The following is a 23,588-nucleotide window of genomic DNA, read 5'->3' on the forward strand; positions in this document are numbered from 1 at the left end:
ACCGGCATGATCCGCGCCCTCGTCTTCTTCGCCGTCCTGTTTGCCGTGGCGTTCGGCTTCGCCTGGATGGCCGACCTGCCGGGCGTCGTCTCGGTCAGCTGGCAGGGCTACGTGTGGGAACAGCCGCCGGTGGTCGCCGCCGTGCTGATCGGCCTCGCGCTGGTGCTGGTGCTGCTGGCGTTCTGGCTGGTCGGGGCCATCCTGCGCTCGCCGAGGATCGCCCGGCGCTTCTTGCGCCGCCGACGGCGCGACAAGGGCTACGAGGCGCTGTCGCACGGGCTGATCGCGCTCGGCACCGGCAACGCGAAACGCGCCCGCCGCTACGGCCAGGACGCGGACAAGCTGCTGCGCGGCGAGTCGGCGGCCAGGCTGCTGCTCGCCCAGGCGGCGCAGATGTCCGGCCAGCACGACGAGGCCCGCCAGCGCTTCGAGGCGATGCTGAAGGATCCCGAGACGCGCGCGCTTGGCCTGCACGGCCTGTTCATCGAGGCCGAGCGCCAGAACGAGCCGATCGCCGCGCGCCACTACGCCGAGGAAGCCGCGCGCGCCGTGCCGGGCCTCGACTGGGCCGGCAGGGCCGTTCTCGGCTACCAGGCGGTCGCTGGCGACTGGGAGGCGGCGATCGCCACCCTGGAGCGCAATTACGCCGCCAGGCTGGTCGACAAGAAGACCTATCGCCGCCACCGCGCCGTGCTGCTGGCCGCGCGCGCCCTGGAACTGGAGGACGGCGATCCCGAAACCGCGCTGACGCTCGCCAAGGAGGCGCACGGCCTGGCGCTCGACCTGGTGCCGGCGGCGGTCGTCGCCGCGCGGCTCGCCACCCGCAAGGGCGACGTGCGCAAGGCGGCCAAGATCGTGGAAGCGACCTGGCGGCTTTCTCCGCATCCGGACCTTGCCGATGCCTATGCCCACGCCCGCATCGGGGACGCCGCGCTCGACCGGCTGGCCCGCGTCAGGACGCTCGCCGCGCAGCGCGCCCACACCGCCGAAGGCGCGCTGGCGGTCGCCCGCGCCGCGCTGGAGGCGCGCGAGTTCGGCGAGGCGCGCGAGCAACTCAAGCGCGTGCTGCGCTCCGAGCCGACCCGCGGCGCGTTCGTGCTGATGGCCGAGCTGGAGGAGGCCGAGCACGGCGATCGGGGTCGCGTCCGCGAATGGCTGGCCCGGGCGGTGCGTGCGCCGCTCGACAAGGCCTGGGTCGCCGATGGTGTGGTGCGCGAGGCTTGGGCGCCGGTATCGCCGGTCACCGGCCGGCTCGATGCTTTCGAATGGACAACGCCGACCGGCCTGCCCGAGACGCCGCTGGTCGAGGCGCTCGACGACGCGCTGTTCGAGGCGCCGGCGCTGACCGTCCGGCCGGCCGCGCCGAAATTCGACACGCCTGCGGAGGTGCCGCCCGCCGCCGGGGCGGCGCCGGAACCCGCTGCCGACGCCGCCGTGTCCGTGCCGGCGGCCGAGCCGGAGCCGGACGTTGCCGCGTCCGCCAGTTCCGTCGCCAGCCCCCCCGTCGGCCCGGCGGCGGACAGGGCATCGAGTGGCGGCGCAGCCACCGCCGTGGAGCCTGCAGCAGTTCCCGCTGCCGCGACACCACCGGCGGCGTCCGTGCCGTCCGCGGCCCTCCCTGTCCAGCCGGCGACGGCCGAGAAGGCTGGCGACAGGACGGGCGGCAAGGCAGCCTCCGAGGCCGGCGTCAACGGCGCCGACCAGCCGATCACCCTGCCGCTCGGCCGCATGCCCGACGACCCCGGCACGGACGAGGAGGACGACCAGCCCAAGCCACCGGGCCCGCGCTTCTTCAACTGAGGTGTCTTGGCGGCGACCCGCCCGCCGGTTGCGCGTATCCGCCCCGCCTGCGTCGCGGCGGTCTGCGGCGGGAGCGGTCGCTGTGACATCCCCGGAACCGGGCGAAAGCGCTTGCATCCGCCGCCCGCCTCCGCTATCTAGCGGCCCACGATCCGCTCGGCGGCCACGCGCCGCTGCCACCCGGATTCGCCGCTGTAGCTCAGTTGGTAGAGCACGTCATTCGTAATGATGGGGTCGGGGGTTCGAGTCCCTTCAGCGGCACCAGTTCCTTTCAGGACACGACACAAACGGGCGGTCCTGGCGAACCCTGTTTCCGTCTCCTTCCCCCGACCCGTTCATCCTTCCTTTGGGTTGTTCTCGCCCCGCTCTTGACCCGGCGTCCGAACGCGATTCAACTCGTCTTCCAATGGGGCCGACTCGGCGTCGGCCCCTCAAGAACACGCAACTGCCGGAGGAACGGCCTTGGGCGAGACGGGCATGGTCGAACTGGTACGGCGCCTCGGCGCGCTGGGCCTTGCCGTGCTCGGCGTCGCAGGCGGGCTGAGCTTCCTCTCCCCCGTCACCGGGCTGCTGTGCCTGGCTGCGGCGGTCGCGCTCTATGCCGCCCTGCCGAAGCCCAAGCCTCCGACCGGCGCGGTGCAGCCGGACTGGCGGCCGTCCCTGCTCGTCTCCGACCTGATCGGCTTCGCCGTCGGCGTGCCGCTGGTCTCGCTCGCCCTGCTCGGCGCAGCGCTCACCCCGGGCGGTGGATCGCTGCTGTTGCTGCTGTTCCTGATCCCGGCCGCGCTCGCCTTCGTCATCTTCGTCATCGGCGCGCGCCAGGCGACGTCCTGGATCCGCTTCTTCGGCAACGGCTTCGAGGCGACCGAATTCGGCCGCAGCCACCGCGTGCGCTACGCCGATCTCGCCTCGGTGCGTATCCGCCTGTGGACCCTGCCGGGCGGCATCGCCTGGCTGGTCGGCGCCCTTGGCCGGCCCGACGGCATCGCCTTCCACAGCGGCGCGCGCAGTTCCAAGACGCTGGTGTTCACGCGCAGGGACGGCTCCGTATTCGTCATCTCCTCGGAGGTCATCCCCGACCTCGAACGCGTCCTGGTCGACATGGACCGGGCCGGCATCGACCTGCCCGCCGGCCTGTCGGAGCGCGGGCGAAAGTCGATCCGCAAGGTGCGCGAGAAGCGCTACGGCAAGGTCGAGGAGCCGCTGCCGCCGGCCCGCTCGCCGTTCCAGCGCGGCTGAGCGGGCGGAAAAGCCGGTTCCCGAAGCTGGCCTGCCGCGAGCATTCGGTTTTTCGGCGCGCTGCTGCACCGCACATTTGTCCCTTTCGGGGCGCCGCGCCGCGGTGCTACTGATGGAGCAGGGCCGCCCTTGGCGCGGCGCCGCCAACGGCAGGGGACGCCATGACACTGGATCAGCTCGTTGTCTTCGTTCTGGTCGGACTTGTGTTCCTCAGTTTCCTGAAGGAGGTCTACCCGCCGGAGGTGACCGCGCTCGCCGCGTCCGCGGTGCTGCTCGCCGTGGGCATCCTCGAGTCCCGGGAGTTCCTGCAGGTCTTCAGTTCCGGGGCGCCGATCACGATCGCGATGATGTTTATCATCAGCGCCGGACTGGAGAGCACCGGCGTGCTCCAGCTGCTCGGCGACTGGCTGCGCAAGTCCGCCCGCGGCTCCGCGCTGCGCGCCCTGCTCTACATGATGGTCGCCACCATCGCGGCGTCTGCCTTCATGAACAACACGCCGGTGGTGATCCTGCTCACCCCGGTGATGATCTCGGTGGCCGCGAGCCTGCAGATCGCGCCGTCGAAGTTCCTCATCCCGCTGTCGTTCTCCGCGATCTTCGGCGGTACGCTGACCCTGGTCGGCACCTCGACCAACATCCTCATGAGCGGCGTGGCGGCGACCGCCGGCCAGCCGGCCGTGACCATGTTCGAGATGACCCTGCCGGGCTTGGTCTTCGCCGCCGTCGGCATGGCCTACATGCTCCTTGCCGGTCGCTTCCTGCTGCCCGAGCGCCATTCGCTCGCCAGCCTGATCGGCGACGGCGGGCGCCGGCAGTTCATCGCACGGCTGCTCATCCCGGCCGGATCGCGCTATCTCGGGCGCCCGCTCGCCGACCTGCCGTTCACTGGCGGGCAGAGCCGGATCCTCGACGTGATCCGGGGCGAGGCCTCCCTGCGCAAGGCCATGGACGGCCTGTCGCTTGAGGCAGGCGACCGGATCGTGATCCGCACCGGAACCGGCGAGATCCTGGGCCTGAAGGAAAACGGCCAGGTCCAGTTCCGCGATATCTCCGACCAGGGCTTCGAGCCGGTCGCGGCCGAACAGTCGGTGCTGATGGAGGCCAGCGTCGGGCCCAAGTCGCATCTGATCGGACGGCCGCTCGGCGAACTCAACCTGCGGCGCAGCTACGGCGTCTATGTCATGGCCGTGCATCGCAACGACCGCAACATCAGCGACGACATCGACACCCTGCGGCTGCATTTCGCCGACACGCTGCTGCTCGAGGGACCGCCGGAAGGCCTGCGCCGGCTAATGCAGGACGGCGGCATCATCAATCTGTCGGCGCCGCAGGAGCGGCCGGTGCGGCGGGAGAAGGCGCCGATCGCGATCGCCACCATCCTGGGCGTGATGGGGCTGGCGGCGCTCGGGGTCATGCCGATCGAGGCCCTGGCGGTGATCGGCGCGGTGGTGGTCATGGTTACGCGCTGCGTCGATCCTGCCGCCGCCTTCGAGGCCATCGACTGGCGCATCCTGTTCCTCATCTTCGGCATGCTCGGGCTCAGTCTCGGCCTGGAAAAGACCGGCGCCGTGCGCCTGATCGTGGAGATCGTGGTCGGGCTGCTCGACGGGCTCGGCCCGCTCGCGGTCCTGGCGACGGTCTATGTGCTGACTTCCGTCCTGACCGAAATGGTCAGCAACAATGCCGTCGCGGTGCTGATCGGTCCGATCGTCATCGCGCTCGCGGTGCAGCTCGGCTACGATCCGCGGCCCTTCATCATGGCCGTCATGTTCGCGGCCAGCGCCAGCTTCGCCACGCCGATCGGCTATCAGACTAACACCTTCGTCTACAGCGCCGGGGGCTACCGGTTCCGCGACTTCCTGGTTGTCGGCCTGCCGCTGAACGTCCTGTTCGCGATCCTCGCGGTCGCGGTGTTGCCGCTGTTCTTCCCGTTCTGAGGCTCAGGCATCGATCGCCCAGGCTGGCTTGCGCCGGTCGAAGAAGGCAGCGATGCCCTCGCGCGCTTCCGGCGCCTCCCAGCAGTCGGCGAGCTTCTCGACCGTCTCGGCGATGACCGCGTCGGAGATCGCCGGGCCGAGCGAACGGGCGAGCGCCTTGGCGGCGGCGACCGCGCCGGGGGCGGCGGTGAGATAGGGTTTCACTTCCCGCTCGACCGCCTCGTCCAGCTCGTCGGCCTCGACGACGCGGGACACGAGGCCGAGCTCGCGCGCCTCCTCGGCGGAGAAGATCCGCGCCGACATGAACACACGCCGGGCGTTGCCCTCGCCCATGCGGGCAAGCACATAGGGGCTGATGGTCGCCGGGATCAGGCCGAGGCGGGTCTCGGTCAGGCCGAACTTCGCCCAGGCGCCGGCGAGCGCCACGTCGCACACGCTCATCAGGCCGATGCCGCCGCCGAAGGCCTGGCCCTGGATGCGGCCGATCAGCGGCTTGGGCAACTCGTTCAACGCCTGCAGCATCAGCGCCAGCTTGCGCGCCTCGGCGATGCGGGTCGCCCGGTCGGCGTCGAACTGGGCGCGCATCCAGGCGAGGTCGCCGCCGGCGCAGAAGCTCGTGCCCGCGCCGGTCAGCACGACGACGCGCACGCTGCGGTCGGCGGCGAGCTGGCGGGCGGCCTCGGTCAGGTCGTCGATCATCTGCGCCGACATGGAATTGTGCTTGTCTTCGCGCGACAGGGTCAGCGTGGCGACGCCGCGTGCGTCGGTGGAAAGCGCGATGGTCTCGAACATGGCTCAGCGGTCCTCCCGGAGCGTGCGGGCATAGGCGGCGGCGTCGGTCAGCCGGTCTAGGTCGAGGCCGGTGTCGAAACCGCGGTCGGCGAGCAGGCGGGCCACCGCCTCAGTGGCGACGTTGCCCTTGGCGCCGGGTGCATAGGGGCAGCCGCCGAGGCCGCCGACGGCGGCGTCGAAGGTCCTCAGCCCCTTGTCCAGGCTGACGGCGATGTTCTCCAGCGCCCGGCCGCGGGTATCGTGGTAGTGGCCGGCGAGCCGGTCGGCCGGCACGGCGGCAAGGACCGCGTCGAGCATGCGCGCGATGGTCTCCGGCGTGCCGGCGCCGATGGTGTCGCCGAGCGAGACCTCGTAGCAGCCGAGCTCGAACAGGCTGCGGGCGACCCGCGCGACGGCCTCCGGCGGTACGGCGCCGTCATAGGGGCAGTCGGTGACGCAGGAGACATAACCGCGCACCGGGATGCCGTCGGCGAGCGCGGCCTCGATGACAGGGCGGAAGCGCTCGATGCTCTCGGCGATCGAGCAATTGATGTTCTTCTGCGAAAAGCCCTCTGAGGCCGAGCCGAATACCGCCACCTCGTCGGCGCGCGCCGCGCGGGCGGCCTCGTAGCCCTTCATGTTGGGGGTGAGCGCGGTGTAGGCGACGCCCGGCCGGCGGCGGATGCCGGCCATCACCTCGGCGGCATCGGCCATCTGCGGCACCCATTTCGGGCTGACGAAGCTGGTCACTTCGATCTTGGCGAAACCGCAGTCCGACAGCATGTCGACCAGGCGGATCTTGTCGGCTGCCGGGATCAGCCGCTTCTCGTTCTGCAGGCCGTCGCGCGGGCCCATCTCGAACAGGGTAACGAAATCGGACATGGGTCAGCTCTCCTGGAGTTCTTCGATCGCGCGCCGGCGCAGCTCCCGGCGGATCACTTTGCCGGTGGTGGTCATCGGTAGGGCGTCGACGAAGGCGATCTCGCGCGGATACTCGTGCGCGGCAAGCCTGTCCCTGACGAACTGCGCGATCTCGGTGGCGAGTGCGTCGCTCGCCGCCACGCCGTCCTTGAGCACCACATAGGCTTTGACGATCTCGGTGCGCTGCGGGTCGGGCTTGCCGATCACGCCGGCGAGCGCGACCGCCGGGTGCTTCAGCAGGCAGTCCTCGATCTCGCCCGGGCCGATGCGATAGCCGGACGAGGTGATGACGTCGTCGTCGCGGCCGACGAAGCGGATCCAGCCGTCGGCGTCGCGCATGCCGGTGTCGCCGGTCAGCAGCCAGTCGCCAGCGAATTTCGCCGCCGTCGCCGCCGGGTTGTTCCAGTAGCCGAGGAACATGACCGGGTCGGGTCGCTTCACCGCGATGATGCCGAGCGTCTCGTCGGGCACCACGGCGCCCGAGGCGTCGACCACGTCGACCGCGTGGCCCGGCACCGGCCGGCCCATGATGCCAGGTCGCGCCGGCATCACCGCCGCGCAGCTCGACACGATCATGTTGCACTCGGTCTGGCCGTAGAACTCGTTGATGGTCAGGCCGAAGGTCTTGCGGCCCCAGTCGATCAGCTCGCTGCCGAGCGTCTCGCCGCCGGAAGCGACTGACCTCAGGGAGAAGGTCCAACGGGTCTCCGGGGCCTGTACCTGGCGCATCATCTTCAGCGCCGTCGGCGGCAGGAAGGCGTTGCGGATCTTGTGGTCCTGCAGCAGCTGGAACGCCGCCTCGCCGGTGAACTTGCGGAACCGGCAGGCGACGACCGGGATGCCGTGGTAGAGCGCCGGCATCAGCACGTCGAGCAGGCCGCCGATCCAGGCCCAGTCGGCCGGCGTCCAGAACCGGTCGCCGGGCTGCGGCAGGAAGTCGTGGCTCATCTCCACCCCCGGCAGGTGACCGAGCAGCACGCGGTGCGCGTGCAGGGCGCCCTTGGGCTGGCCGGTGGTGCCCGAGGTGTAGATGATCAGTGCCGGATCGTCGGCGCGGGTGGCGACCGGCCGGAAGAGGTCCGGCTGATCGGCCATCAGCGCGTGCAGGTCTTCCGCGCCCTCCGCCGGACCGTCGGTGCACAGCACCGTTTCGAGCGCTGGTAGGCGGTCGCGGATCGTTGCGATCCTGGCCGCGCCGGTGCGGTCGGTGACGACGATCCCGGTGCCTGAATCGCCGAGCCGGTACTCCAGCGCCTCCGCGCCGAACAGGGTGAACAGCGGGATGCTGATCGCGCCGGCCTTCAGCGCCGCGATGTGGGCGACGGCCGTCTCCGGGCTCTGCGGCAGCAGCACGCCGACGCGGTCGCCGCGCTTGAGGCCGCGGGCGACGTAGAGGTTGGCGAGCCGGTTCGACAGCGCCCTGAGCTCGCCGTAGCTATAGCTGCGAACCGGGCCGTTTTCCTCGGCAAACACCAGCGCCTCGCGCGCAGGCTCGGCCTCGGCCCAGCGGTCGCAGACCGCGACGGCGATGTTGAACGTCTCCGGCACGTCCCAGCGGAAACGCGCCCGCAGGTCGGCGTAGTTGGACGCGTCAGGAAGCATGGGGCTCCTCCTCCAGCCGCAGCAGCACGGCGCCGTCCTGCACCTGCTCGCCGGCGGCGACGAAGACCTCGGCGACGGTGCCGTCGCGCGGGGCGACGAGCGTGTGTTCCATCTTCATCGCCTCGAGGATGACCAGTCGCTGGCCGCGGCTGACCGCATCGCCGGCGGCCGCCGACAACACCTTGACCAAGCCCGGCATGGGCGCCACCAGCCGGTCGCCGGCGGCCTCGTTCTCCTCCTCGGCCGACAGCCGGTCGGGCAGGACGAAGTCGTGGGCCCGGCCGGCGAGGAACACGGTCAGCGCCTTGGCGTCCTGCACCACGCGCGCGCGCTGGCGGTGGCCGGCGATGTCGAAGGTGATGCCGTCGGCGTCGATCGCGGCCAGTTCGACGACCGCCGGGGCCGGCGCCAGATGCACCTGGAAGCGCCGGTCGCCGAGCGTGTGCACCTCGACCTCGATCCGCTCGCCGCGGCTTTCCAGCAGGGCGTACTGGCGCGCCGCGCTCCACATCCGCCAGCCGGCAAGCCGGTCCCAGGGATCGGTGCCCGTCTTCGGCGCGGTCAGCCCGAGGGCGGCGAGCGCGGCCAGCGCCAGCGCCGCCTCGGGCACCGGTTCGTCGGCGATCAGCGCGGCCAGATCGCGGTCGATCAGGCCGGTGTCGACGTCGCCGCGGGCGAAGGCGGCGTGACGGCACAGGGCGGCGAGGAAGGCGGCGTTGGTCACCGAGCCGGCCACCTCGGTCGCCTCCAGCGCGGCCAGCAGGCGGGCGAGCGCGGTGTCGCGCGTCGCGCCGTGGACGATGATCTTGGCGATCATCGGATCGTACCAGGGCGTGATCTCGTCGCCCGCGCGCACGCCCGAATCGACCCGCGCGAGGCCCTCGGGCAGGGCGAGGTGGGTCAGCGTTCCGGTCGCCGGCAGGAAGCCCCTGGTCGCGTCCTCGGCATAGAGGCGGGCCTCGAAGGCCCAGCCGTCGAGCGTCAGCTCGTCCTGCCTGAGCGGCAGCGGCTCGCCGCTCGCCACCCGCAGCTGCCACTCGACCAGATCCTGGCCGGTAACGAGTTCTGTGACGGGATGCTCGACCTGCAGGCGGGTGTTCATCTCCATGAAGTAGAAGCGATCCTCGTCGAGGCCGTCCGACACGTCGGCGATGAACTCGATGGTGCCGGCTCCGCAATAGGCGATCGCCCGGGCCGCGCGCACCGCCGCCTCGCCCATGCGGGCGCGCATCGATACGCTCATGCCCGGCGCGGGGGCCTCCTCGATCACCTTCTGGTGGCGGCGTTGCAGCGAGCAGTCGCGCTCGAACAGGTGCACGACGTTGCCGTGGCTGTCGCCGAAGACCTGGATCTCGATGTGGCGCGGCCGGGTCAGGTATTTCTCGATCAGCACGCGCGGGTCGCCAAAGCTCGTCTGGCCCTCGCGCGCCGCACCCTCAAGCGCGGTCTTGAAATCCTGCGCCCGGTCGACCCGGCGCATGCCCTTACCGCCGCCGCCGGCACGCGCCTTGATCAGCACCGGATAGCCGATCCGGTCGGCCTGTTCCTGCAGGGCGTCGGGATCCTGGCTGTCGCCGTGATAGCCGGGCACGACCGGCACGCCGGCCTTCTCCATCAGCGCCTTGGCGGCGTCCTTCAGCCCCATGGCGCGGATCGCCGCTGCGCTGGGGCCGATGAAGGCGATGCCGGCCACCTCCAGCGCCTCGACGAAGGCGGGGTTCTCCGACAGGAAGCCGTAGCCCGGATGTACCGCCTCGGCGCCGCTCTGCCGGCAGATCTCGACGATCCGGTCGATGCGCAGGTAGCTGTCGGCGACCGGCGCCGGCCCGAGGCGGAAGGCCTCGTCGGCCATGGCGACGTGCCGAGCGCCGGCGTCGGCGTCGGAATGGACGGCGACGGTGCGGATGCCGAGGCGCTTGGCGGTCTTGATGACCCGGCAGGCGATCTCGCCGCGGTTGGCGATCAGGATCTTCTTGAACATGGCTTTGTCCTCACATCCTGAACAGGCCGAAGCGGGTGTCGCCGATCGGCGCGTTCAGCGCCGCCGACAGCGACAGGGCGAGGATGTCGCGGGTCTTCCTCGGATCGACGATGCCGTCGTCCCACAGCCGCGCCGAGGCGTAGAGCGGGTGGCCCTGGGCCTCGAACTGGTCGACGATCGGCTGCTTGAACGCCGTCTCTTCCTCGGCGCTCCAGCTGCCGCCCTTCCGCTCGATACCCTCGCGGCGCACGGTGGCGAGCACGCCGGCGGCCTGTTCGCCGCCCATCACCGAGATGCGCGAGTTCGGCCAGGTCCACAGGAAGCGCGGCGAATAGGCGCGCCCGCACATGCCGTAGTTGCCGGCGCCGAAGGAGCCGCCGACCAGCATGGTGATCTTCGGCACCGAGGTGGTCGCCACCGCCGTCACCAGCTTGGCGCCGTCCTTGGCGATGCCGCCCGCCTCGTACTTGCGGCCGACCATGAAACCGGTGATGTTCTGCAGGAACACCAGCGGCACCTTGCGCTGCGAGCACAGCTCGACGAAATGGGCGCCCTTGACCGCGCTCTCGGAGAACAGCACGCCGTTGTTGGCGACGATGCCGACCGGCATGCCGTGGATATGGGCGAAGCCGCACACCAGCGTGGTGCCATAGCGCGACTTGAACTCGTCGAAGCGCGAGCCGTCGACGACGCGGGCGATGACCTCGCGGATGTCGTAGGGCGTCTTCAGGTCGGCTGGCACGACGCCGAGGATCTCGTCGGGATCGTAGAGCGGATCCTCCGGCGTGCGCAGGTCGAGGTCGACGCGCTTGACCCGGTTGAGGTCGGCGACCGCGCGGCGGGCAAGTGCCAGCGCATGGGCGTCGTCGCGGGCGAGGTGGTCGGCGACGCCGGACAGGCGGGTGTGGACGTCGCCGCCGCCGAGGTCCTCGGCCGTGACCTCCTCGCCGGTCGCCGCCTTCACCAGCGGCGGTCCGGCCAGGAAGATGGTGCCCTGGTTTTTGACGATGATGGTCTCGTCGCTCATCGCCGGTACATAGGCGCCGCCTGCGGTGCACGAGCCCATCACCACGGCGATCTGGGCGATGCCCTTCGCCGACATGGTCGCCTGGTTGAAGAAGATGCGGCCGAAGTGGTCGCGGTCGGGGAACACCTCGTCCTGGTTCGGCAGGTTGGCGCCGCCCGAATCGACCAGGTAGACGCAGGGCAGGTTGTTCTCGGCGGCGATCTCCTGGGCGCGCAGGTGCTTCTTCACCGTCATCGGATAATAGGTGCCGCCCTTCACCGTGGCGTCGTTGGCGACCACCATCACCTCGCGTCCCTCGACCCGGCCGATGCCGGCGATCATGCCGGCGGACGGGGCTGCGCCGTCGTACATGTCGTGGGCGGCGAACAGGCCGACCTCCAGGAACGGCGACCCGGGATCGAGCAGGCGCGAGACGCGCTCGCGTGGCAGGATCTTGCCGCGCGCCACGTGGCGCGTGCGGGCCGTTTCGCCGCCGCCGTCGAAGGCGAGGCGAGCGGCCTCGCGCACCTGGTCGAGCGCCTTCTCGTGGGCTGCCCGGTTGGCGGTGAAGGTGTCGCCGCGCGTGGCGGCGTTGGATTTCAGGACGCCCATGTCAGTCGGTCCCTCCCGGTGGTGTTGGTCCCGCGGTGACGCTCCTGGTCACCAGGGTCAGGTAGATGTCCTCGATCTCGGCCTTGCTCAGCGGCCCGCCCGGCCGGTACCAGGTGCCGACACCGGTCAGCATGGCGATCAGCGCGCGGGTGGTCACGCGCGGCTGGCGGACCTCGAACAGTCCGGCGGCCGCGCCCGCCTCCAGGATCGCGGTCAGCACGTCCTCGTAGGCGCGGCGCAGGCGCTCGACCGCGTCGAAGTTCTCCGGCTCCAGGTTGCGCAGCTCCATGTAGGAGATGAACACCTCCTCGGTGCGCTCCAGATGATAGCGGATGTGGAAGCGGGTGAAGCGCTCAAGCGCAGCATCCGGCGCCTCGCCGGCGACGGCCTGCGCCTGCCAGGCGGCGATCAGCGCGCGCATGTGGTTGACGAGCAGGTCCTTGAGCAGGTCCTGCTTGGTCGGGAAATGATTGTAGAGCGCGCCCGGCTGGACGCCGACCTCGGCCGCGATCTGGCGCATGGACACCGCCGCATAGCCGTGGCGTGCGAACAGGGAAAGCGCCGCTCGGCGCACCCGCTCCGCGGTATCGCTGCCCTTCGTGCCCGCCGGTCTCGCCAAGATGCCGTCCTCCCGTCGATCAAATTAAATGAACGATCATTCAATTTCAAGCGTCCGTTCGCCCCGCCTGCCGTCCGGCCGCGCGACAAGGATTCGCTAGTGGTTGAGGTCCTCGTAGAGGTCGCCCAGTCGAGGTTGAAGCGGGTGATGGCCTCGATCTTCCAGGCCCGAGGCCACCGCTTCAGGCGCTTCTCGCGGGCGATCGCCGCATCTGGCTCGTTGAAGCTCTCGTAGTAGACGAGGCGTGTCACGTCGTAACGGCGGGTGAAGATGCTGTCGGTCTTCTCCCTGTGTTCGAAAACCCGCCGGACGAGGTCGTTGGTGACGCCCGTGTAGAACGTCCCGTAGGGCTTGCTGGCGAGGATATAGACGAAGAACGCCATGCGGTCTTGCTGCGTGCTCGGACAGCCGAGCGGTGCCCGCCCTGGCCCAAGCTCCCCGGCATGACCCTCCCGCCCCGGCCGCCACCCCGCGCCGGCGACGGCCGGCTCGTCCCGCATTGCCTTTGCGCCCGCCGGCCCCACATCATCGGGGGGGTCTTCGGCAATCTGTCGCAAAGCGCGTGTAGGGTGCCGGAACCGGTGTGGGCGGCGGTCAGGCGCCGAGGCAGGGACGAGGGTGATGGACGAGAAGCGCGGGCAGAGCTGGGTCGAGGCGGAATGGCTGGACAGCCTCGACGAGGAACTCGAGATGGAGATCGACGACCAGCTGGTCGCCCGGGATCTCGCCTTCATTTCCGACCTCAAGCATGCCTCCACGGTCGAGCGGCAGGTCTATTTCCACGAGTTGCTGCGCCTGCAGGCCGAGCTGGTCAAGCTGCAGGACTGGGTCCAGCACACCGGCTACAAGCTCGTCGTGCTGTTCGAGGGGCGCGACGCGGCCGGCAAGGGCGGCGTCATCAAGCGCATCACCCAGCGCCTCAACCCGCGCATCTGCCGCGTCGTCGCGCTGCCGGCGCCGACCGAGCGCGAGAAGTCGCAATGGTACTTCCAGCGCTACGTGCCGCACCTGCCGGCGGCCGGCGAGATCGTGCTGTTCGATCGTTCCTGGTACAACCGCTCCGGCGTCGAGCGGGTGATGGGCTTCGCCACGCCCGAGCAGGTCGAGGAGTTCTTCAACGACGTGCCGGAATTCGAGCGCATGCTGGCGCGCTCCGGCATCAAGCTGGTCAAGTACTGGTTCTCTATCACCGACCAGGAGCAGCAGCTGCGCTTCCTCATGCGCATCCACGATCCGCTCAAGCAGTGGAAGCTGTCGCCCATGGATCTGGAATCGCGCGTGCGCTGGGAGGCCTATACCAAGGCCAAGGAGGAGACCTTCGAGCGCACCAACATTCCCGAGGCGCCCTGGTTTATCGTCGAGGGCAACGACAAGAAGGCGGCGCGGCTCAACTGCATCAGTCACCTGCTCAGCCTGGTGCCCTACGAAGAGGTCCCGCACGAGCCGATCGCGCTGCCCGAGCGCGTGTTCAACCCCGACTACGAGCGCAAGACGCTGCCCGACGAGCTCTACGTGCCCACGCGCTACTGAGTCTTGCCGGCCGCTGCGCCGGCGCGCTAGGCTGACCGCCCGTCCGCCCTGCGGCGGATCGGGACAACGGGAGGCAGCCATGGCCGGCACGGGAAAGACGATCCGCTGGGGCATCCTGTCGACGGCGAAGATCGGCGTCGAGAAGGTCATACCCGGCATCGGCCGCTCCACGACCGGCACGGTCGTCGCCATCGCCTCGCGCGACGCCGCCCGCGCCGAAAGGGCGGCGGCCGACCTCGGCATTGCGCGCGCCTACGGCTCCTACGAGGCGCTGCTGGCCGATCCGGAGATCGACGCGGTGTACAATCCGCTGCCGAACCACCTGCACGTGCCGCTGACCCTCAAGGCGGTCGAGGCCGGCAAGCACGTGCTGTGCGAGAAGCCGATCGCGCTCGATGCCGACGAGGCGCGCCTGCTGACCCGGCTGCCGAGGGACAAGCTGGTCGCCGAGGGCTTCATGGTGCGCTGCCATCCGCAGTGGCTGCGCGCGCGCGAGATCGTGCGCTCCGGCGCGCTCGGCGAGCTGCGCGCCATCCAGTCCGTCTTCAGCTACTTCAACGACGACCCCGGCAATATCCGCAACCGGGCCGACATCGGCGGCGGCGCGCTGCTCGACATCGGCTGCTACCCGATGGTTGCCGGCCGCTATTTCTTCGAGGCCGAGCCGGAGCGCGTCCTGTCGCTGGTCGAGCGCGACCCCGCCTTCGGCACCGACCGGCTGTCGAGCGCCCTGATCGACTTCGGCGGCGGGCGGCGGCTCGACTTCACCGTCTCGACCCAGCTCGTGCCCTACCAGCGCTTGCAGCTGTTCGGCACCCGAAAGCGGCTCGAGATCGTCATCCCCTACAACGCCCCCCAGGGTGGGGAAACCCGCATCGTGGTCGACGACGGCAGTCGGCTTGGCGACGCGTCGGCGACCTTCGAGATCATCGCCGCCGCCGACCAGTATGCCGAGCTCGCCGACTGTTTCGGCCGCGCGGTGCTCGGCGAGGCGGAGCTGCCCTTCGGGGCGGAGGACGCGGTGAAGAACATGGCCGTGCTCGACGCCCTGTTCGCTTCCGAGGCGAGTGGCGGCTGGGTGTCGCTCGCCGGCTGACGGCCTGATAGAAAGTGACAAGACACCGGCGGGTCTCCGGCGCACATCCGGCAGATCTCCGGCAGGTCCTGGGGGGTCAGGCGTTGACGTCGACCACTACGCGGCCGCGGACCTCGCCCTTCAGGATCGCCTTGCCGAGGTCGGGCAGGTCGGCCAGGGTTGCCGGCTGCACCATGGCGTGCAGCGTGTCCATCGGCAGATCCGAAGCGATCCGCCGCCAGGCGCGCAGGCGATCCTCGTAGGACCGCATGACGCTGTCGATGCCGAGCAGGTTGACGCCGCGCAGGATGAAGGGAATGACCGTCGCCGGCAGCGTCGCACCGCCGGCGAGGCCGACGGCGGCGACCGAGGCGCCGTATTTCATCTGTCCGAGCACGCGGGCCAGCATGGCGCCGCCGACGGCGTCGACGCAGCCGGCCCAGGTCTCGCTCTCCAGCGGACGCTTGACCGTCTCGGCCAGTTCCTCGCGGGCGACGATGCGGCTTGCGCCCAGTGATTCCAGGTAGTTGGCAGTTTCGGGGCGGCCGGTGACGGCCGCTACCTCGTGGCCGAGGCGGGCGAGGATCGCGGTCGCGACCGAGCCGACGCCGCCGGCGGCGCCGGTGACCAGAACCGGGCCGGCGCCGGGTTTCAGGCCGTGGTCCTCCAACGCCATCACCGCCAGCATGGCGGTCAGGCCGGCGGTACCGACGGCCATGGCGTCGCGGCTGGTCAGGCCGTCGGGCAGCGGCACCAGCCAGTCGGCCTTGACGCAGGCCTTCTGGGCATAGCCGCCCCACCAGGTCTCGCCGACGCGCCAGCCGGTCAGCACGACCCTGTCCCCGGGCCTGTAGCGAGCGTCGCGCGACGCCTCGACCGTGCCGGCGAAATCGATGCCCGGCACATGCGGATAGGTCTTCACCAGTCCGCCGCCTGGACCCAGGCAGAGCCCGTCCTTGTAGTTGAGGGTCGAATACTCGACCGCGACCGTCACGTCGCCATCGGGCAACTGGCTGTCGTCGAGGCTGCGGACACTCGCCGAGGTGCTTCCGTCATCCAGCTTGTCGACGACCAAAGCCTTGAAAGTCATGATGTTCTCCTCCCGTACTCGTGTCCGCCCGTGCGCTCCAGAGCGTCCCGGAACGCCCTGCGCGCCCTGCGACGCTGTGTTCCGGGTCATGCTAGCGGGAATCGGACAATGTGCCAGAGCGCTTTCGGATGCCCCCCAGCACAGCCTTGCTGAGGTTCGCTACACAGAGAAAGGCTGCCGCCGCATCGAGCGCGGACCGACCCTGCGACGCGATGTCTCGACCCCGAAACCCATTTTCGATTGTGTCGTTAGATCATATTTATTTAAATTGCGAAAAAATAAACGATATAGTCGACCAGTTGTCCTTTGATGTACAGACCTGCCGAAATCGAGTCGAATCTGTGATTCTTGGCCTCCGGAAATGTTCTGCAAGCGTCGAAAAAAATCCGAAATCGCGGAAACAGTTAGAGCGTTTTGTGTGGTTTCGGAATCAAGAGGGATTCCCAAATTTGCGGGATCGTGATTCAAGATGAGGGCTGGTGAAGGAGGCCAGCCCTCATGGCCAAATCCTTGTCCGTTGATCTGCGCCGCCGTGTTGTCGAAGCCGTAGAAGCCGGTGCGTCGCGCCGAGCTGCGGCGGCTCGGTTCGGGGTTGGCGTGTCGTCGGCGATCCGGTGGGTCGAGCGCGCGCGGACGCGCGGGCACGTCGAAGCCGACAAGCGGGGCGGCAATCATCGCTCTCACCGGATCGACGCGCACCGCGGCCTGATCCTGGAATGGATCGATCAGACGCCGGATCTGACCTTGGCGGAGATCGCCGAGCGGCTGGATGCGGCCGTGGCCTATCGTCCGACGCCGAGCATCGTCTGCCGGTTCTTCCAGCGTCACGGCGTGACGCGGAAAAAAAGACTGCGCACGCCGCCGAGCAAGCGCGTGCCGACGTAGCCCGGCGCCGCCTCGCCTGGTTCGAGAGGCAGCCCGATCTCGACCCGGAGCGACTGGTGTTCATCGACGAGTGCGGGACCTCGACCAAGATGGCCCGGATGTATGGCCGTGCGGCCCGCGGCGAGCGGTGCCGGGCGCCGGTTCCCCACGGTCACTGGAAGACGACCACCTTCGTCGGAGCCCTCCGCCTGTCCGGCATGACCGCGCCGATGACCCTGGACGGTGCCATGAGCGGCGCCGCCTTCCTCGCCTATGTCGACCAGGTCCTGGTCCCGACCCTGCGGCCCGGCGACATCGTGGTGATGGACAACCTGCCGGCCCACAAGCCGCCGGCGATCCGCGCGGCGATCGAGCGAGCAGGCGCGGAACTCTGCTTCCTGCCGCCCTACAGTCCGGACTTCAACCCGATCGAAATGGCCTTCTCGAAGGTCAAGGCTCTCCTGAAGAAGACGGCCGCGCGGACCGTCACCAGCCTCTGGGACGCCATCCGTGACGCCATCGACGCCGTCACCACGGACGATTGCCGAGGATTCTTCACCGCTGCCGGGTATGAACCAGAATGATGGGAATCTGCTCTAGAATAATCCGCGAAAACAGCTTCGTGAATCCGGACATCGGGCCGATCAACGAGATTGCCGATATTGATATTTTTGTCATCTCTCCGCCCAAGTGCGCAACCACGTCGATCCAGCGCGGCTTCGAGCGGCTCGGGCACAAGGTCCTGCACGCCCACAACGACCTGACCACGCACGACGCCTTCGCGAACGGCGCTATCCTGCGCCGCCACGGCGTCGGCCTGCTCAGGCTGATCGAGGCCCGCCAGGCCACGTCGAGGCGGCCGGCGTTTTTCTTCTGCGGCTATCGGGAGGTGGTCGCATGGTATCTGAGCCTGGCCGGCCAGTTCGGATTGCCGATGACCGACGATCTGACGGTGGACGTACCGTCCGCTCTCGACCTCAAGATGCCCTGGAAGAACTATTCCTTCGAGGAGCCGCGGCGCATCCTCGAGGCGGCGACGGGACTTGGCATGACCGGCGCCCGCGCCGAAAACGGAGTGTGCATCCAGACGAAGGGGCGGGCGACGCTGGTGTTCTATCGCGCGGATCGGACCGACGTCGTCGCGCAATTCATCCGCAGCCGGATCGATCCCGGTTTCGAGAACCGGCGCGAACGGGAAAATGCCGATCCCGCCTATGCCGAGTTCAGAGCGCGCTTCCGGCTGCCGGAGCCCGTCCTGCGCCGGTTCTATTCGGACCCGGTGCATGCGTTCTTCTACAAGGCCGAGGAAACGGAGACGCTTGTCGCAACCTATGCGGCCTGATGGCCGGGGGTGCGCCACCCTTTGCGGCAGCGCAACACGTAGGAAGTGGCGACCCCGACAGGATTCGAACCTGTGACCCTCAGATTAGGAATCTGATGCTCTATCCTGCTGAGCTACGGGGCCCCGCGACAGCGCATAGCATGAAATTTTCGCGGGTGCGAGCCTTGCGGGCGATGTATCCGGGCCAGAGCGGTCGATGGCCGCAATTGCGCCGCAGAAACGCGTACTGTGCGACAGGATGAACGCACTGAGCCTCTTCCCTCGCCGGTCCTTCGTGCGGTGCCCGCCGCTGCCCCGTTGTGCGCAGCGGATTGGGCGTGGGACGGCCTGTGCTCTCGCCGCGCTGCTGCCATCGGTGCCTGCCGGCGCGCAGGCGCCAATTCCGCAGGCCTGCTTTGCGCAGGACGTGCAGCCCGAGGCGGTGGAGATCGTCGCCGGCGAGCCGTTCGGCGCGGTGCTCCTGGCCGACGGGCGCAGGCTGCGGCTGGCCGAGATCCGGCTCGCGGACGAGGTCGGCATGGCGGTCGAGGGCAGGGCGTTGATCGTCGTCACCGGAGCGCAGGACCGCTGGGGGCAGCTGCCGGCACATGTGCTCGCACAGGGCCCGCACGGAGCCGTCTGGCTGCAGGCGGATCTGCTGGAGCGCGGCCTTGCCGTGGTCGACCCGGAGACTGGCGGCCTGTCCTGCCTGCAGCCGCTGCTGGCCGCAGAGGACGCGGCCCGCCATCGGGACGTCGGGCTTTGGCGGGTTGCACCGGTCCTGCGCGCCGACCAGCCGGACCTGCTGCTGGCCCGCACCGGGCATTTCGCCGTTGTCGAAGGACGCATTCATTCCCTTGGAAAAACCCGCAGATATCGCTATCTGAACTTTGGCCGTCATTGGGCATCGGATTTCACGGCTACCGTCGATACGCGGGTCGAAGCGGACCTGACGGCTCGGGGATTGGCGCTTGACGACCTGAATGGTGCACGGGTGCGGATCCGGGGCGTTGTTCAGGCGCAGGACGGACCCCATATCGAGTTGACACATCCGGCGCAGCTCGAACGGCTGCCGATGGAGCAGATTGCGCAGTGAGCCTGATTTCGGTTTCTCCCCGCTTGGCGCCCTTGGAGACGCGCATGCCGTGCGTGTTGCGTCGGACGCGCCGCATCGCGGTCGTCGCCGTTGCCTTCGCGCTGTTGAGTGGCTGTCAGCTCCTCGGATCCAAGTCGCCGTCCGTCGGCGTCGTCACGCCAGGCACGCTGCGTCCGGGCCTTGCGGCTGACATCGGTGCGCGCGAGCATCCCCGCGTGGTCGCGACCTACGGCGGCGTCTACGAGAATCCGGGTGCCGAGCGGGCCATTGCGCGCGTCGTCGGCCGGCTGGTGGAGGCGTCCGAGGATCCGTCCCAGAGCTACAAGATCACGATCCTGAATTCCCCGGCTGTAAACGCTTTCGCGCTTCCGGGTGGCTATCTCTACGTAACGCGCGGCCTGCTCGCTCTCGCCAATGACACCTCCGAAGTGGCAGCGGTGCTGGCGCATGAAATGGCCCACGTAACCGCCAACCACGCCATTGAGCGCCAGCAGAAGGCGGAAGCGACCGAACTCGCCAACCGGGTCGTGAGCAATGTCGTTCGCGACCCGGACCGCATCCGCCAGGCGATGATCTCCACGCAGCTGTCCTTCGCCCGGTTCTCTCAAGTACAGGAACTGCAGGCCGACCTCGTCGGCGTGAAGACCCTGTCGAAGGCCGGTTTCGATCCCTTCGCCGCGGCCCGGTTCCTCAACTCCATGGCGGCCTTTGCCGCCTTCCAGAGCGCCCGCAACGACGGTTCCAGCGCGCCGGATTTCCTGTCCTCGCATCCGACCACGCCCGAACGGGTCAACCTGGCGGTGCAGGCCGCCCGGCAGGTGGGCGCTCCCGGCGTCGGCGAGCGCGACCGCAGCGCCTATCTCGCCAATATCGACGGCATGCTCTACGGCGACGATCCGCTCGAGGGCTTCGTGCGCGGACGCGATTTCCTGCACAAGGCGCTCGGCATCGGCTTCACCGTGCCGGAAGGATACGTGCTCGAGAACTCGTCGGAAGCCGTGCTTGCGAGCAACGGCTCGGGTACGGCGATGCGCTTCGATGGAGCGGACCTGACCAACTACGACAAGCTCGGCGACTACATGACCGCGGGCTGGATCAACGGTCTGATCCCGGACAGCGTGCGCGAGACGACCATCAACGGCCTGGCCGCCGTGGTCGGCTCGGCGATCACGCAGGGCTGGTCTTTCCGTATCGCGGTGGTGCGGATCGGACGCAACGGCTATCGCTTCATTTTCGCCAGCCGGGATCCGAACCCCGCCTTCACGCGCGACTACGAGCGCACCATCGAAAGCTTCCGCCAACTGACGCCGACCGAGCGCGCCCGACTGCAGTCTCTGCGCATCAAGATCGTCCAGACCCAGCCGGGCGACACGCCGCGCCGTCTGGCGATCGGCATGAGCGGCGTCGAACCGTCGCGGCGGCTGGAATTCTTCTCGATCTTGAACGGGTTCTCTGCCGACGAGGAAATTCCTGCCGGTACGTCGGTTAAGCTGGTCATCGACTGACGCCCGCTTGCCAAGCTCGCGAGCGACCGGAGCCTCTCCTGCTCACGGGCCGTCGGCTCAGCGGGTGAGAGCGAGCCGATCCGGCTGGGCCTTCAGCAGGGCTTCTCGAAGCTTTTCCAGGGCGCGGTTCTCGATCTGGCGAACCCGTTCCTTGGAAATGCCCATCTTAGCCCCCAGCGCCTCAAGGGTTGCTCCCTCCTCGGTGAGGCGGCGTTCGCTTACGATCTTGCGCTCGCGTTCGGTCAGGACGTTCATGGCCGACCTCAGCCAGCGGCGCTGGCGTTCCGAATCGATGTTCTCGGAAACGGTCTCGTCCGGAAGGGGCGCGTCGGAGATGAGGAAGTCCTGCCGGTCGGCGCTCGAGCCGTCGGAATCGATGATTGGCGCGTTGAGAGATGTGTCCGGTCCGGACAGGCGGGCGTTCATCAGGTCGACGTCAGCGGTTTTCACGCCGATCGCCTCGGCGATCTGCCGGTGCAGTTCGGTTTCGGGGAGGTCGACCCGGTTGCTGGACAGCTTGGCCCGCAGCCGGCGCAGGTTGAAGAACAGCGCCTTCTGGGTGGAGGAGGTGCCGCCGCGAACGATCGACCAGTTGCGCAGGATGTAGTCCTGGATCGAGGCGCGGATCCACCAGGTCGCGTAAGTGGAAAAGCGAACCTCCCGCTCCGGCTCGAACCGGGCCGCCGCTTCCAGCAGGCCGACATGGCCTTCCTGGATCAGGTCGTTCATCGGCAGGCCGAAATTCCGGAACCGGGAGGCGACGGCGATGACGAGCCGCATGTGGGCAAGCGACAGGCGTTCGAGGGCGGCGACATCCTTGTCCTGCCGCCACCTGGTTGCGAGTTCGAGTTCCTCCTCGCGCGTCAGGTAGGGGGCGTTCATCGCCGCCTTGACCAACTGCCGCCGGGTGCTCATCGAAGTCGTCATGGTGGCATCGCTCCACTATCGCTCTGGCCTGATACCGCTTTGGCTATGGTACGCAATCCGTCCGATGGCGGATCAGAGCCGGTGCCGCATCGTAGGCCCTTCGCGCGCCGCGACGGAACACATGCGCGTGAACGTGCGTCATGAACTGCTGGCACGAAACGGAAAAAGCCCGGCAGCGACCTGCCGGGCTTCGATTCTTCCTGCGCCGATCCGACGCGAACGGATGCCGCCGCCTGGGTTTCAGGCGGCTTCTTCCTGCTCGCCCTCGTCGTCGCCCGCTTCGGCGTCCTTAGCGCGGTTCGGCGTCCTGGCGAGGTTCTGCTCGATCTGCTTGACCGCTTCGGTCTCCGAGCACTTGTTGACTGCGGCAATTTCACGCGCCATCCGGTCGAGGGCGGCCTCGTAGAGCTGGCGTTCGGAATAGGATTGCTCGGGCTGCGTGTCGGAGCGGTACAGGTCGCGGACGACTTCCGAAATCGAGATCAGGTCGCCGGAGTTGATCTTGGCCTCGTATTCCTGCGCCCGCCGGCTCCACATCGTGCGCTTGATGCGCGGACGACCACGCACGGTCTCGAGCGCTTTCTTGACCGTCGGCGCATCGGCGAGCTTGCGCATGCCGACTGTGGCGATCTTCGCGACGGGGACGCGCAGCGTCATCTTGTCCTTCTCGAAGCTGATGACCAGCAGTTCCAGGGAATGTCCCGCGACGCTCTGCTCCTCGATCGCGGTGATCTGTCCGACGCCGTGAGAGGGGTAAACGATATGTTCGCCGGTCTTGAAACCTTGACGCTGCGCGGCCTTCTTTGTGATCGTTGCCATACGCTTCGTAACTCCTGCGCAGTTGCGGGTCCGGATGGACCGCTTGGCGGCGCCGGGCGGCGACGCCTTGTTCCTGTTGAGACTCACATGCTGCTTCCGGCGGCCCGACAGAGCGCCGATCGATGCCATGCGTCTATGGATGGTCAGTCGCCGAAGGTCACTTGCAGAGCCATGTCAATCGGGCGGAGCGCAAAGGACTCACGCACAATCCAGCTTCGGACTGCGGCCATAAAAAAACCTCCATTGGGAGGGGGTGAACCGAAGGAAACGACGACTACTTTTTTAAGATAGCATAAAAACTAAAAAAACCAAAGCACAAAGAAACCGCCGCCGGGCACAGGCACCGGCCGGCGCGAATGCTCCGAGGGTACAGACGAGCGTTCCGTACAGGTCAGTCCGGCCTCATTTCCCGTCCGGTCCGTTCGGCGAGAAGTACTGTTCAAACTTGCCTGCCTTGCCGTCGAACTCCGCCGCCTCGGGCAGGGGATCCTTCTTGACCGTGATGTTCGGCCATTTTGCGGCATACTCGGCGTTGATCTCGATCCACTTCTCCAGGCCGGGCTCGGTATCGGGGAGAATCGCTTCGGCAGGGCATTCGGGTTCGCATACGCCGCAGTCGATGCATTCGTCCGGATTGATGACGAGCATGTTCTCGCCTTCGTAGAAGCAGTCGACGGGACAGACTTCGACGCAGTCCGTGTACTTGCACTTGATGCAATTGTCAGTGACGACGTAGGTCATTGCGATCCTCTTGATGGCAGCCTTCCGAAGCCGCCGGGAGACCTTGCGGCGTTCTGGGATTTGGCGTCCCGTTCCAACGCCGTTGGGTAGCCCTTTTGACGGTGCGAAGCAAGCACGCTCAGGCAGCGCAGG

20 protein-coding genes, 2 tRNA genes and 1 pseudogene are annotated in these 23,588 nt (G+C 68.4%); 11 read left to right on the forward strand and 12 right to left on the reverse strand.

Going from position 1 to position 23,588, the window contains the following annotated elements:
* Positions 1-6 precede the first annotated feature (6 nt).
* From SL003B_RS01880 to SL003B_RS01895, 4 genes are all read left to right on the forward strand, one after another.
* Complete coding sequence (locus SL003B_RS01880; RefSeq protein WP_013651137.1) at positions 7-1,800, forward strand: heme biosynthesis protein HemY; 1,794 nt, start codon at positions 7-9, stop codon at positions 1,798-1,800.
* Between the two features lie 188 nt (positions 1,801-1,988).
* A tRNA-Thr gene (locus SL003B_RS01885) sits at positions 1,989-2,064 on the forward strand.
* 198 nt (positions 2,065-2,262) lie between these two features.
* Entirely contained in the window at positions 2,263-3,039 is a 777-nt protein-coding gene (locus SL003B_RS01890) for a hypothetical protein (protein ID WP_013651138.1), read from the forward strand.
* A gap of 161 nt (positions 3,040-3,200) precedes the next feature.
* A complete protein-coding gene (locus tag SL003B_RS01895) occupies positions 3,201-4,976 on the forward strand; it encodes an SLC13 family permease (RefSeq protein ID WP_013651139.1) in 1,776 nt (591 codons plus the stop codon).
* Positions 4,977-4,979: 3 nt separating this feature from the next.
* Here SL003B_RS01895 and SL003B_RS01900 read toward each other — a convergent pair whose 3' ends face one another.
* The 6 genes from SL003B_RS01900 to SL003B_RS01925 are packed head-to-tail and all read right to left on the reverse strand — an operon-like array spanning position 4,980 to position 12,488.
* Positions 4,980-5,768: a crotonase/enoyl-CoA hydratase family protein gene (locus SL003B_RS01900; RefSeq protein ID WP_013651140.1), complete on the reverse strand. Its 789-nt coding sequence runs from the start codon at positions 5,766-5,768 to the stop codon at positions 4,980-4,982.
* A 3-nt stretch (positions 5,769-5,771) separates the two neighbouring features.
* A complete protein-coding gene (locus SL003B_RS01905; RefSeq protein ID WP_013651141.1) occupies positions 5,772-6,629 on the reverse strand; it encodes a hydroxymethylglutaryl-CoA lyase in 858 nt (285 codons plus the stop codon).
* A 3-nt stretch (positions 6,630-6,632) separates the two neighbouring features.
* A complete protein-coding gene (locus tag SL003B_RS01910; RefSeq protein WP_013651142.1) occupies positions 6,633-8,270 on the reverse strand; it encodes an acyl-CoA synthetase in 1,638 nt (545 codons plus the stop codon).
* A complete protein-coding gene (locus SL003B_RS01915; protein WP_013651143.1) occupies positions 8,260-10,251 on the reverse strand; it encodes an acetyl/propionyl/methylcrotonyl-CoA carboxylase subunit alpha in 1,992 nt (663 codons plus the stop codon). The genes SL003B_RS01910 and SL003B_RS01915 overlap by 11 nt, the downstream gene beginning before the upstream one ends.
* A gap of 10 nt (positions 10,252-10,261) precedes the next feature.
* The gene (locus SL003B_RS01920; protein WP_013651144.1) at positions 10,262-11,869 is read right to left on the reverse strand and encodes a carboxyl transferase domain-containing protein; all 1,608 of its coding nucleotides are present in this window, start codon (positions 11,867-11,869) and stop codon (positions 10,262-10,264) included.
* Position 11,870: 1 nt separating this feature from the next.
* The gene (locus tag SL003B_RS01925) at positions 11,871-12,488 is read right to left on the reverse strand and encodes a TetR/AcrR family transcriptional regulator (protein WP_013651145.1); all 618 of its coding nucleotides are present in this window, start codon (positions 12,486-12,488) and stop codon (positions 11,871-11,873) included.
* A 99-nt stretch (positions 12,489-12,587) separates the two neighbouring features.
* Between SL003B_RS01925 and SL003B_RS23945 the strand changes: the two genes are divergently transcribed.
* Positions 12,588-12,722 (forward strand): hypothetical protein, encoded by a 135-nt coding sequence (locus SL003B_RS23945; RefSeq protein WP_277914633.1) that lies wholly within the window; start codon positions 12,588-12,590, stop codon positions 12,720-12,722.
* On the opposite strand, the pseudogene SL003B_RS24045 reads toward SL003B_RS23945, so the two are convergent.
* Positions 12,707-13,222, reverse strand: a pseudogene (locus tag SL003B_RS24045) (GIY-YIG nuclease family protein); the annotation flags it as partial. The gene SL003B_RS23945 and the pseudogene SL003B_RS24045 overlap by 16 nt on opposite strands.
* On the opposite strand from SL003B_RS24045, the gene ppk2 reads away from it, so the two are divergent.
* Both ppk2 and SL003B_RS01935 read left to right on the forward strand, forming a co-directional pair.
* Complete coding sequence (ppk2, locus tag SL003B_RS01930) at positions 13,110-14,018, forward strand: polyphosphate kinase 2 (protein WP_013651146.1); 909 nt, start codon at positions 13,110-13,112, stop codon at positions 14,016-14,018. The pseudogene SL003B_RS24045 and the gene ppk2 sit on opposite strands and share 113 nt — an antisense overlap.
* Positions 14,019-14,097: 79 nt before the next feature.
* On the forward strand, positions 14,098-15,114 hold the full coding sequence (locus SL003B_RS01935; protein ID WP_013651147.1) for a Gfo/Idh/MocA family protein: 1,017 nt from the start codon (positions 14,098-14,100) through the stop codon (positions 15,112-15,114).
* A 76-nt stretch (positions 15,115-15,190) separates the two neighbouring features.
* Here the strand turns inward: SL003B_RS01935 and acuI are convergent, their stop codons facing one another.
* Positions 15,191-16,183, reverse strand: a complete 993-nt coding sequence (gene acuI / locus SL003B_RS01940; protein ID WP_013651148.1) for an acryloyl-CoA reductase — start codon at positions 16,181-16,183, stop codon at positions 15,191-15,193.
* 498 nt (positions 16,184-16,681) lie between these two features.
* Here acuI and SL003B_RS01950 point away from each other — a divergent pair.
* Both SL003B_RS01950 and SL003B_RS01955 read left to right on the forward strand, forming a co-directional pair.
* A protein-coding gene (locus SL003B_RS01950) for an IS630 family transposase (RefSeq protein WP_085997565.1) occupies positions 16,682-17,631 on the forward strand; the annotation gives its coding sequence in 2 pieces (ribosomal slippage) (positions 16,682-17,021 and positions 17,021-17,631; 951 coding nt in all).
* A gap of 38 nt (positions 17,632-17,669) precedes the next feature.
* The gene (locus tag SL003B_RS01955; RefSeq protein ID WP_013651151.1) at positions 17,670-18,389 is read left to right on the forward strand and encodes a hypothetical protein; all 720 of its coding nucleotides are present in this window, start codon (positions 17,670-17,672) and stop codon (positions 18,387-18,389) included.
* Between the two features lie 46 nt (positions 18,390-18,435).
* Here SL003B_RS01955 and SL003B_RS01960 read toward each other — a convergent pair.
* Positions 18,436-18,512 (reverse strand) — tRNA-Arg (locus SL003B_RS01960).
* A 73-nt stretch (positions 18,513-18,585) separates the two neighbouring features.
* On the opposite strand from SL003B_RS01960, the gene SL003B_RS01965 reads away from it, so the two are divergent.
* Together SL003B_RS01965 and SL003B_RS01970 are read left to right on the forward strand one after the other, a co-directional pair.
* Positions 18,586-19,464 carry a thermonuclease family protein gene (locus SL003B_RS01965; RefSeq protein ID WP_148259227.1) on the forward strand — a complete coding sequence of 293 codons (879 nt, stop codon included), beginning with the start codon at positions 18,586-18,588 and terminating at the stop codon, positions 19,462-19,464.
* A gap of 44 nt (positions 19,465-19,508) precedes the next feature.
* Positions 19,509-20,969 (forward strand): M48 family metalloprotease, encoded by a 1,461-nt coding sequence (locus SL003B_RS01970; protein WP_013651153.1) that lies wholly within the window; start codon positions 19,509-19,511, stop codon positions 20,967-20,969.
* A 57-nt stretch (positions 20,970-21,026) separates the two neighbouring features.
* On the opposite strand, the gene SL003B_RS01975 is transcribed toward SL003B_RS01970, so the two are convergent.
* From SL003B_RS01975 to fdxA, 3 genes are all read right to left on the reverse strand, one after another.
* Positions 21,027-21,896 carry an RNA polymerase factor sigma-32 gene (locus tag SL003B_RS01975; protein WP_013651154.1) on the reverse strand — a complete coding sequence of 290 codons (870 nt, stop codon included), beginning with the start codon at positions 21,894-21,896 and terminating at the stop codon, positions 21,027-21,029.
* Positions 21,897-22,136: 240 nt separating this feature from the next.
* A complete protein-coding gene (locus SL003B_RS01980) occupies positions 22,137-22,715 on the reverse strand; it encodes a CarD family transcriptional regulator (RefSeq protein ID WP_013651155.1) in 579 nt (192 codons plus the stop codon).
* A 402-nt stretch (positions 22,716-23,117) separates the two neighbouring features.
* Complete coding sequence (gene fdxA / locus SL003B_RS01985) at positions 23,118-23,456, reverse strand: ferredoxin FdxA (RefSeq protein WP_013651156.1); 339 nt, start codon at positions 23,454-23,456, stop codon at positions 23,118-23,120.
* Positions 23,457-23,588: the final 132 nt, after the last annotated feature.

The organism is Polymorphum gilvum SL003B-26A1, from assembly GCF_000192745.1.
In the GTDB taxonomy this organism is placed as follows: Bacteria; Pseudomonadota; Alphaproteobacteria; order Rhizobiales; family Stappiaceae; genus Polymorphum; species Polymorphum gilvum.

Coding starts and splice junctions, on each gene's coding strand:
- SL003B_RS01880 (WP_013651137.1), top strand. CDS start 7: ATGATCCGCGCCCTCGTCTTCTTCGCCGTCCTGTTTGCCGTGGCGTTC.
- SL003B_RS01895 (WP_013651139.1), top strand. CDS start 3,201: ATGACACTGGATCAGCTCGTTGTCTTCGTTCTGGTCGGACTTGTGTTC.
- SL003B_RS01900 (WP_013651140.1), bottom strand. CDS start 5,768: ATGTTCGAGACCATCGCGCTTTCCACCGACGCACGCGGCGTCGCCACG.
- SL003B_RS01905 (WP_013651141.1), bottom strand. CDS start 6,629: ATGTCCGATTTCGTTACCCTGTTCGAGATGGGCCCGCGCGACGGCCTG.
- SL003B_RS01910 (WP_013651142.1), bottom strand. CDS start 8,270: ATGCTTCCTGACGCGTCCAACTACGCCGACCTGCGGGCGCGTTTCCGC.
- SL003B_RS01915 (WP_013651143.1), bottom strand. CDS start 10,251: ATGTTCAAGAAGATCCTGATCGCCAACCGCGGCGAGATCGCCTGCCGG.
- SL003B_RS01920 (WP_013651144.1), bottom strand. CDS start 11,869: ATGGGCGTCCTGAAATCCAACGCCGCCACGCGCGGCGACACCTTCACC.
- ppk2 (WP_013651146.1), top strand. CDS start 13,110: ATGGACGAGAAGCGCGGGCAGAGCTGGGTCGAGGCGGAATGGCTGGAC.
- SL003B_RS01935 (WP_013651147.1), top strand. CDS start 14,098: ATGGCCGGCACGGGAAAGACGATCCGCTGGGGCATCCTGTCGACGGCG.
- acuI (WP_013651148.1), bottom strand. CDS start 16,183: ATGACTTTCAAGGCTTTGGTCGTCGACAAGCTGGATGACGGAAGCACC.
- SL003B_RS01965 (WP_148259227.1), top strand. CDS start 18,586: ATGGCCGCAATTGCGCCGCAGAAACGCGTACTGTGCGACAGGATGAAC.
- SL003B_RS01970 (WP_013651153.1), top strand. CDS start 19,509: ATGCCGTGCGTGTTGCGTCGGACGCGCCGCATCGCGGTCGTCGCCGTT.
- SL003B_RS01975 (WP_013651154.1), bottom strand. CDS start 21,896: ATGACGACTTCGATGAGCACCCGGCGGCAGTTGGTCAAGGCGGCGATG.
- SL003B_RS01980 (WP_013651155.1), bottom strand. CDS start 22,715: ATGGCAACGATCACAAAGAAGGCCGCGCAGCGTCAAGGTTTCAAGACC.
- fdxA (WP_013651156.1), bottom strand. CDS start 23,456: ATGACCTACGTCGTCACTGACAATTGCATCAAGTGCAAGTACACGGAC.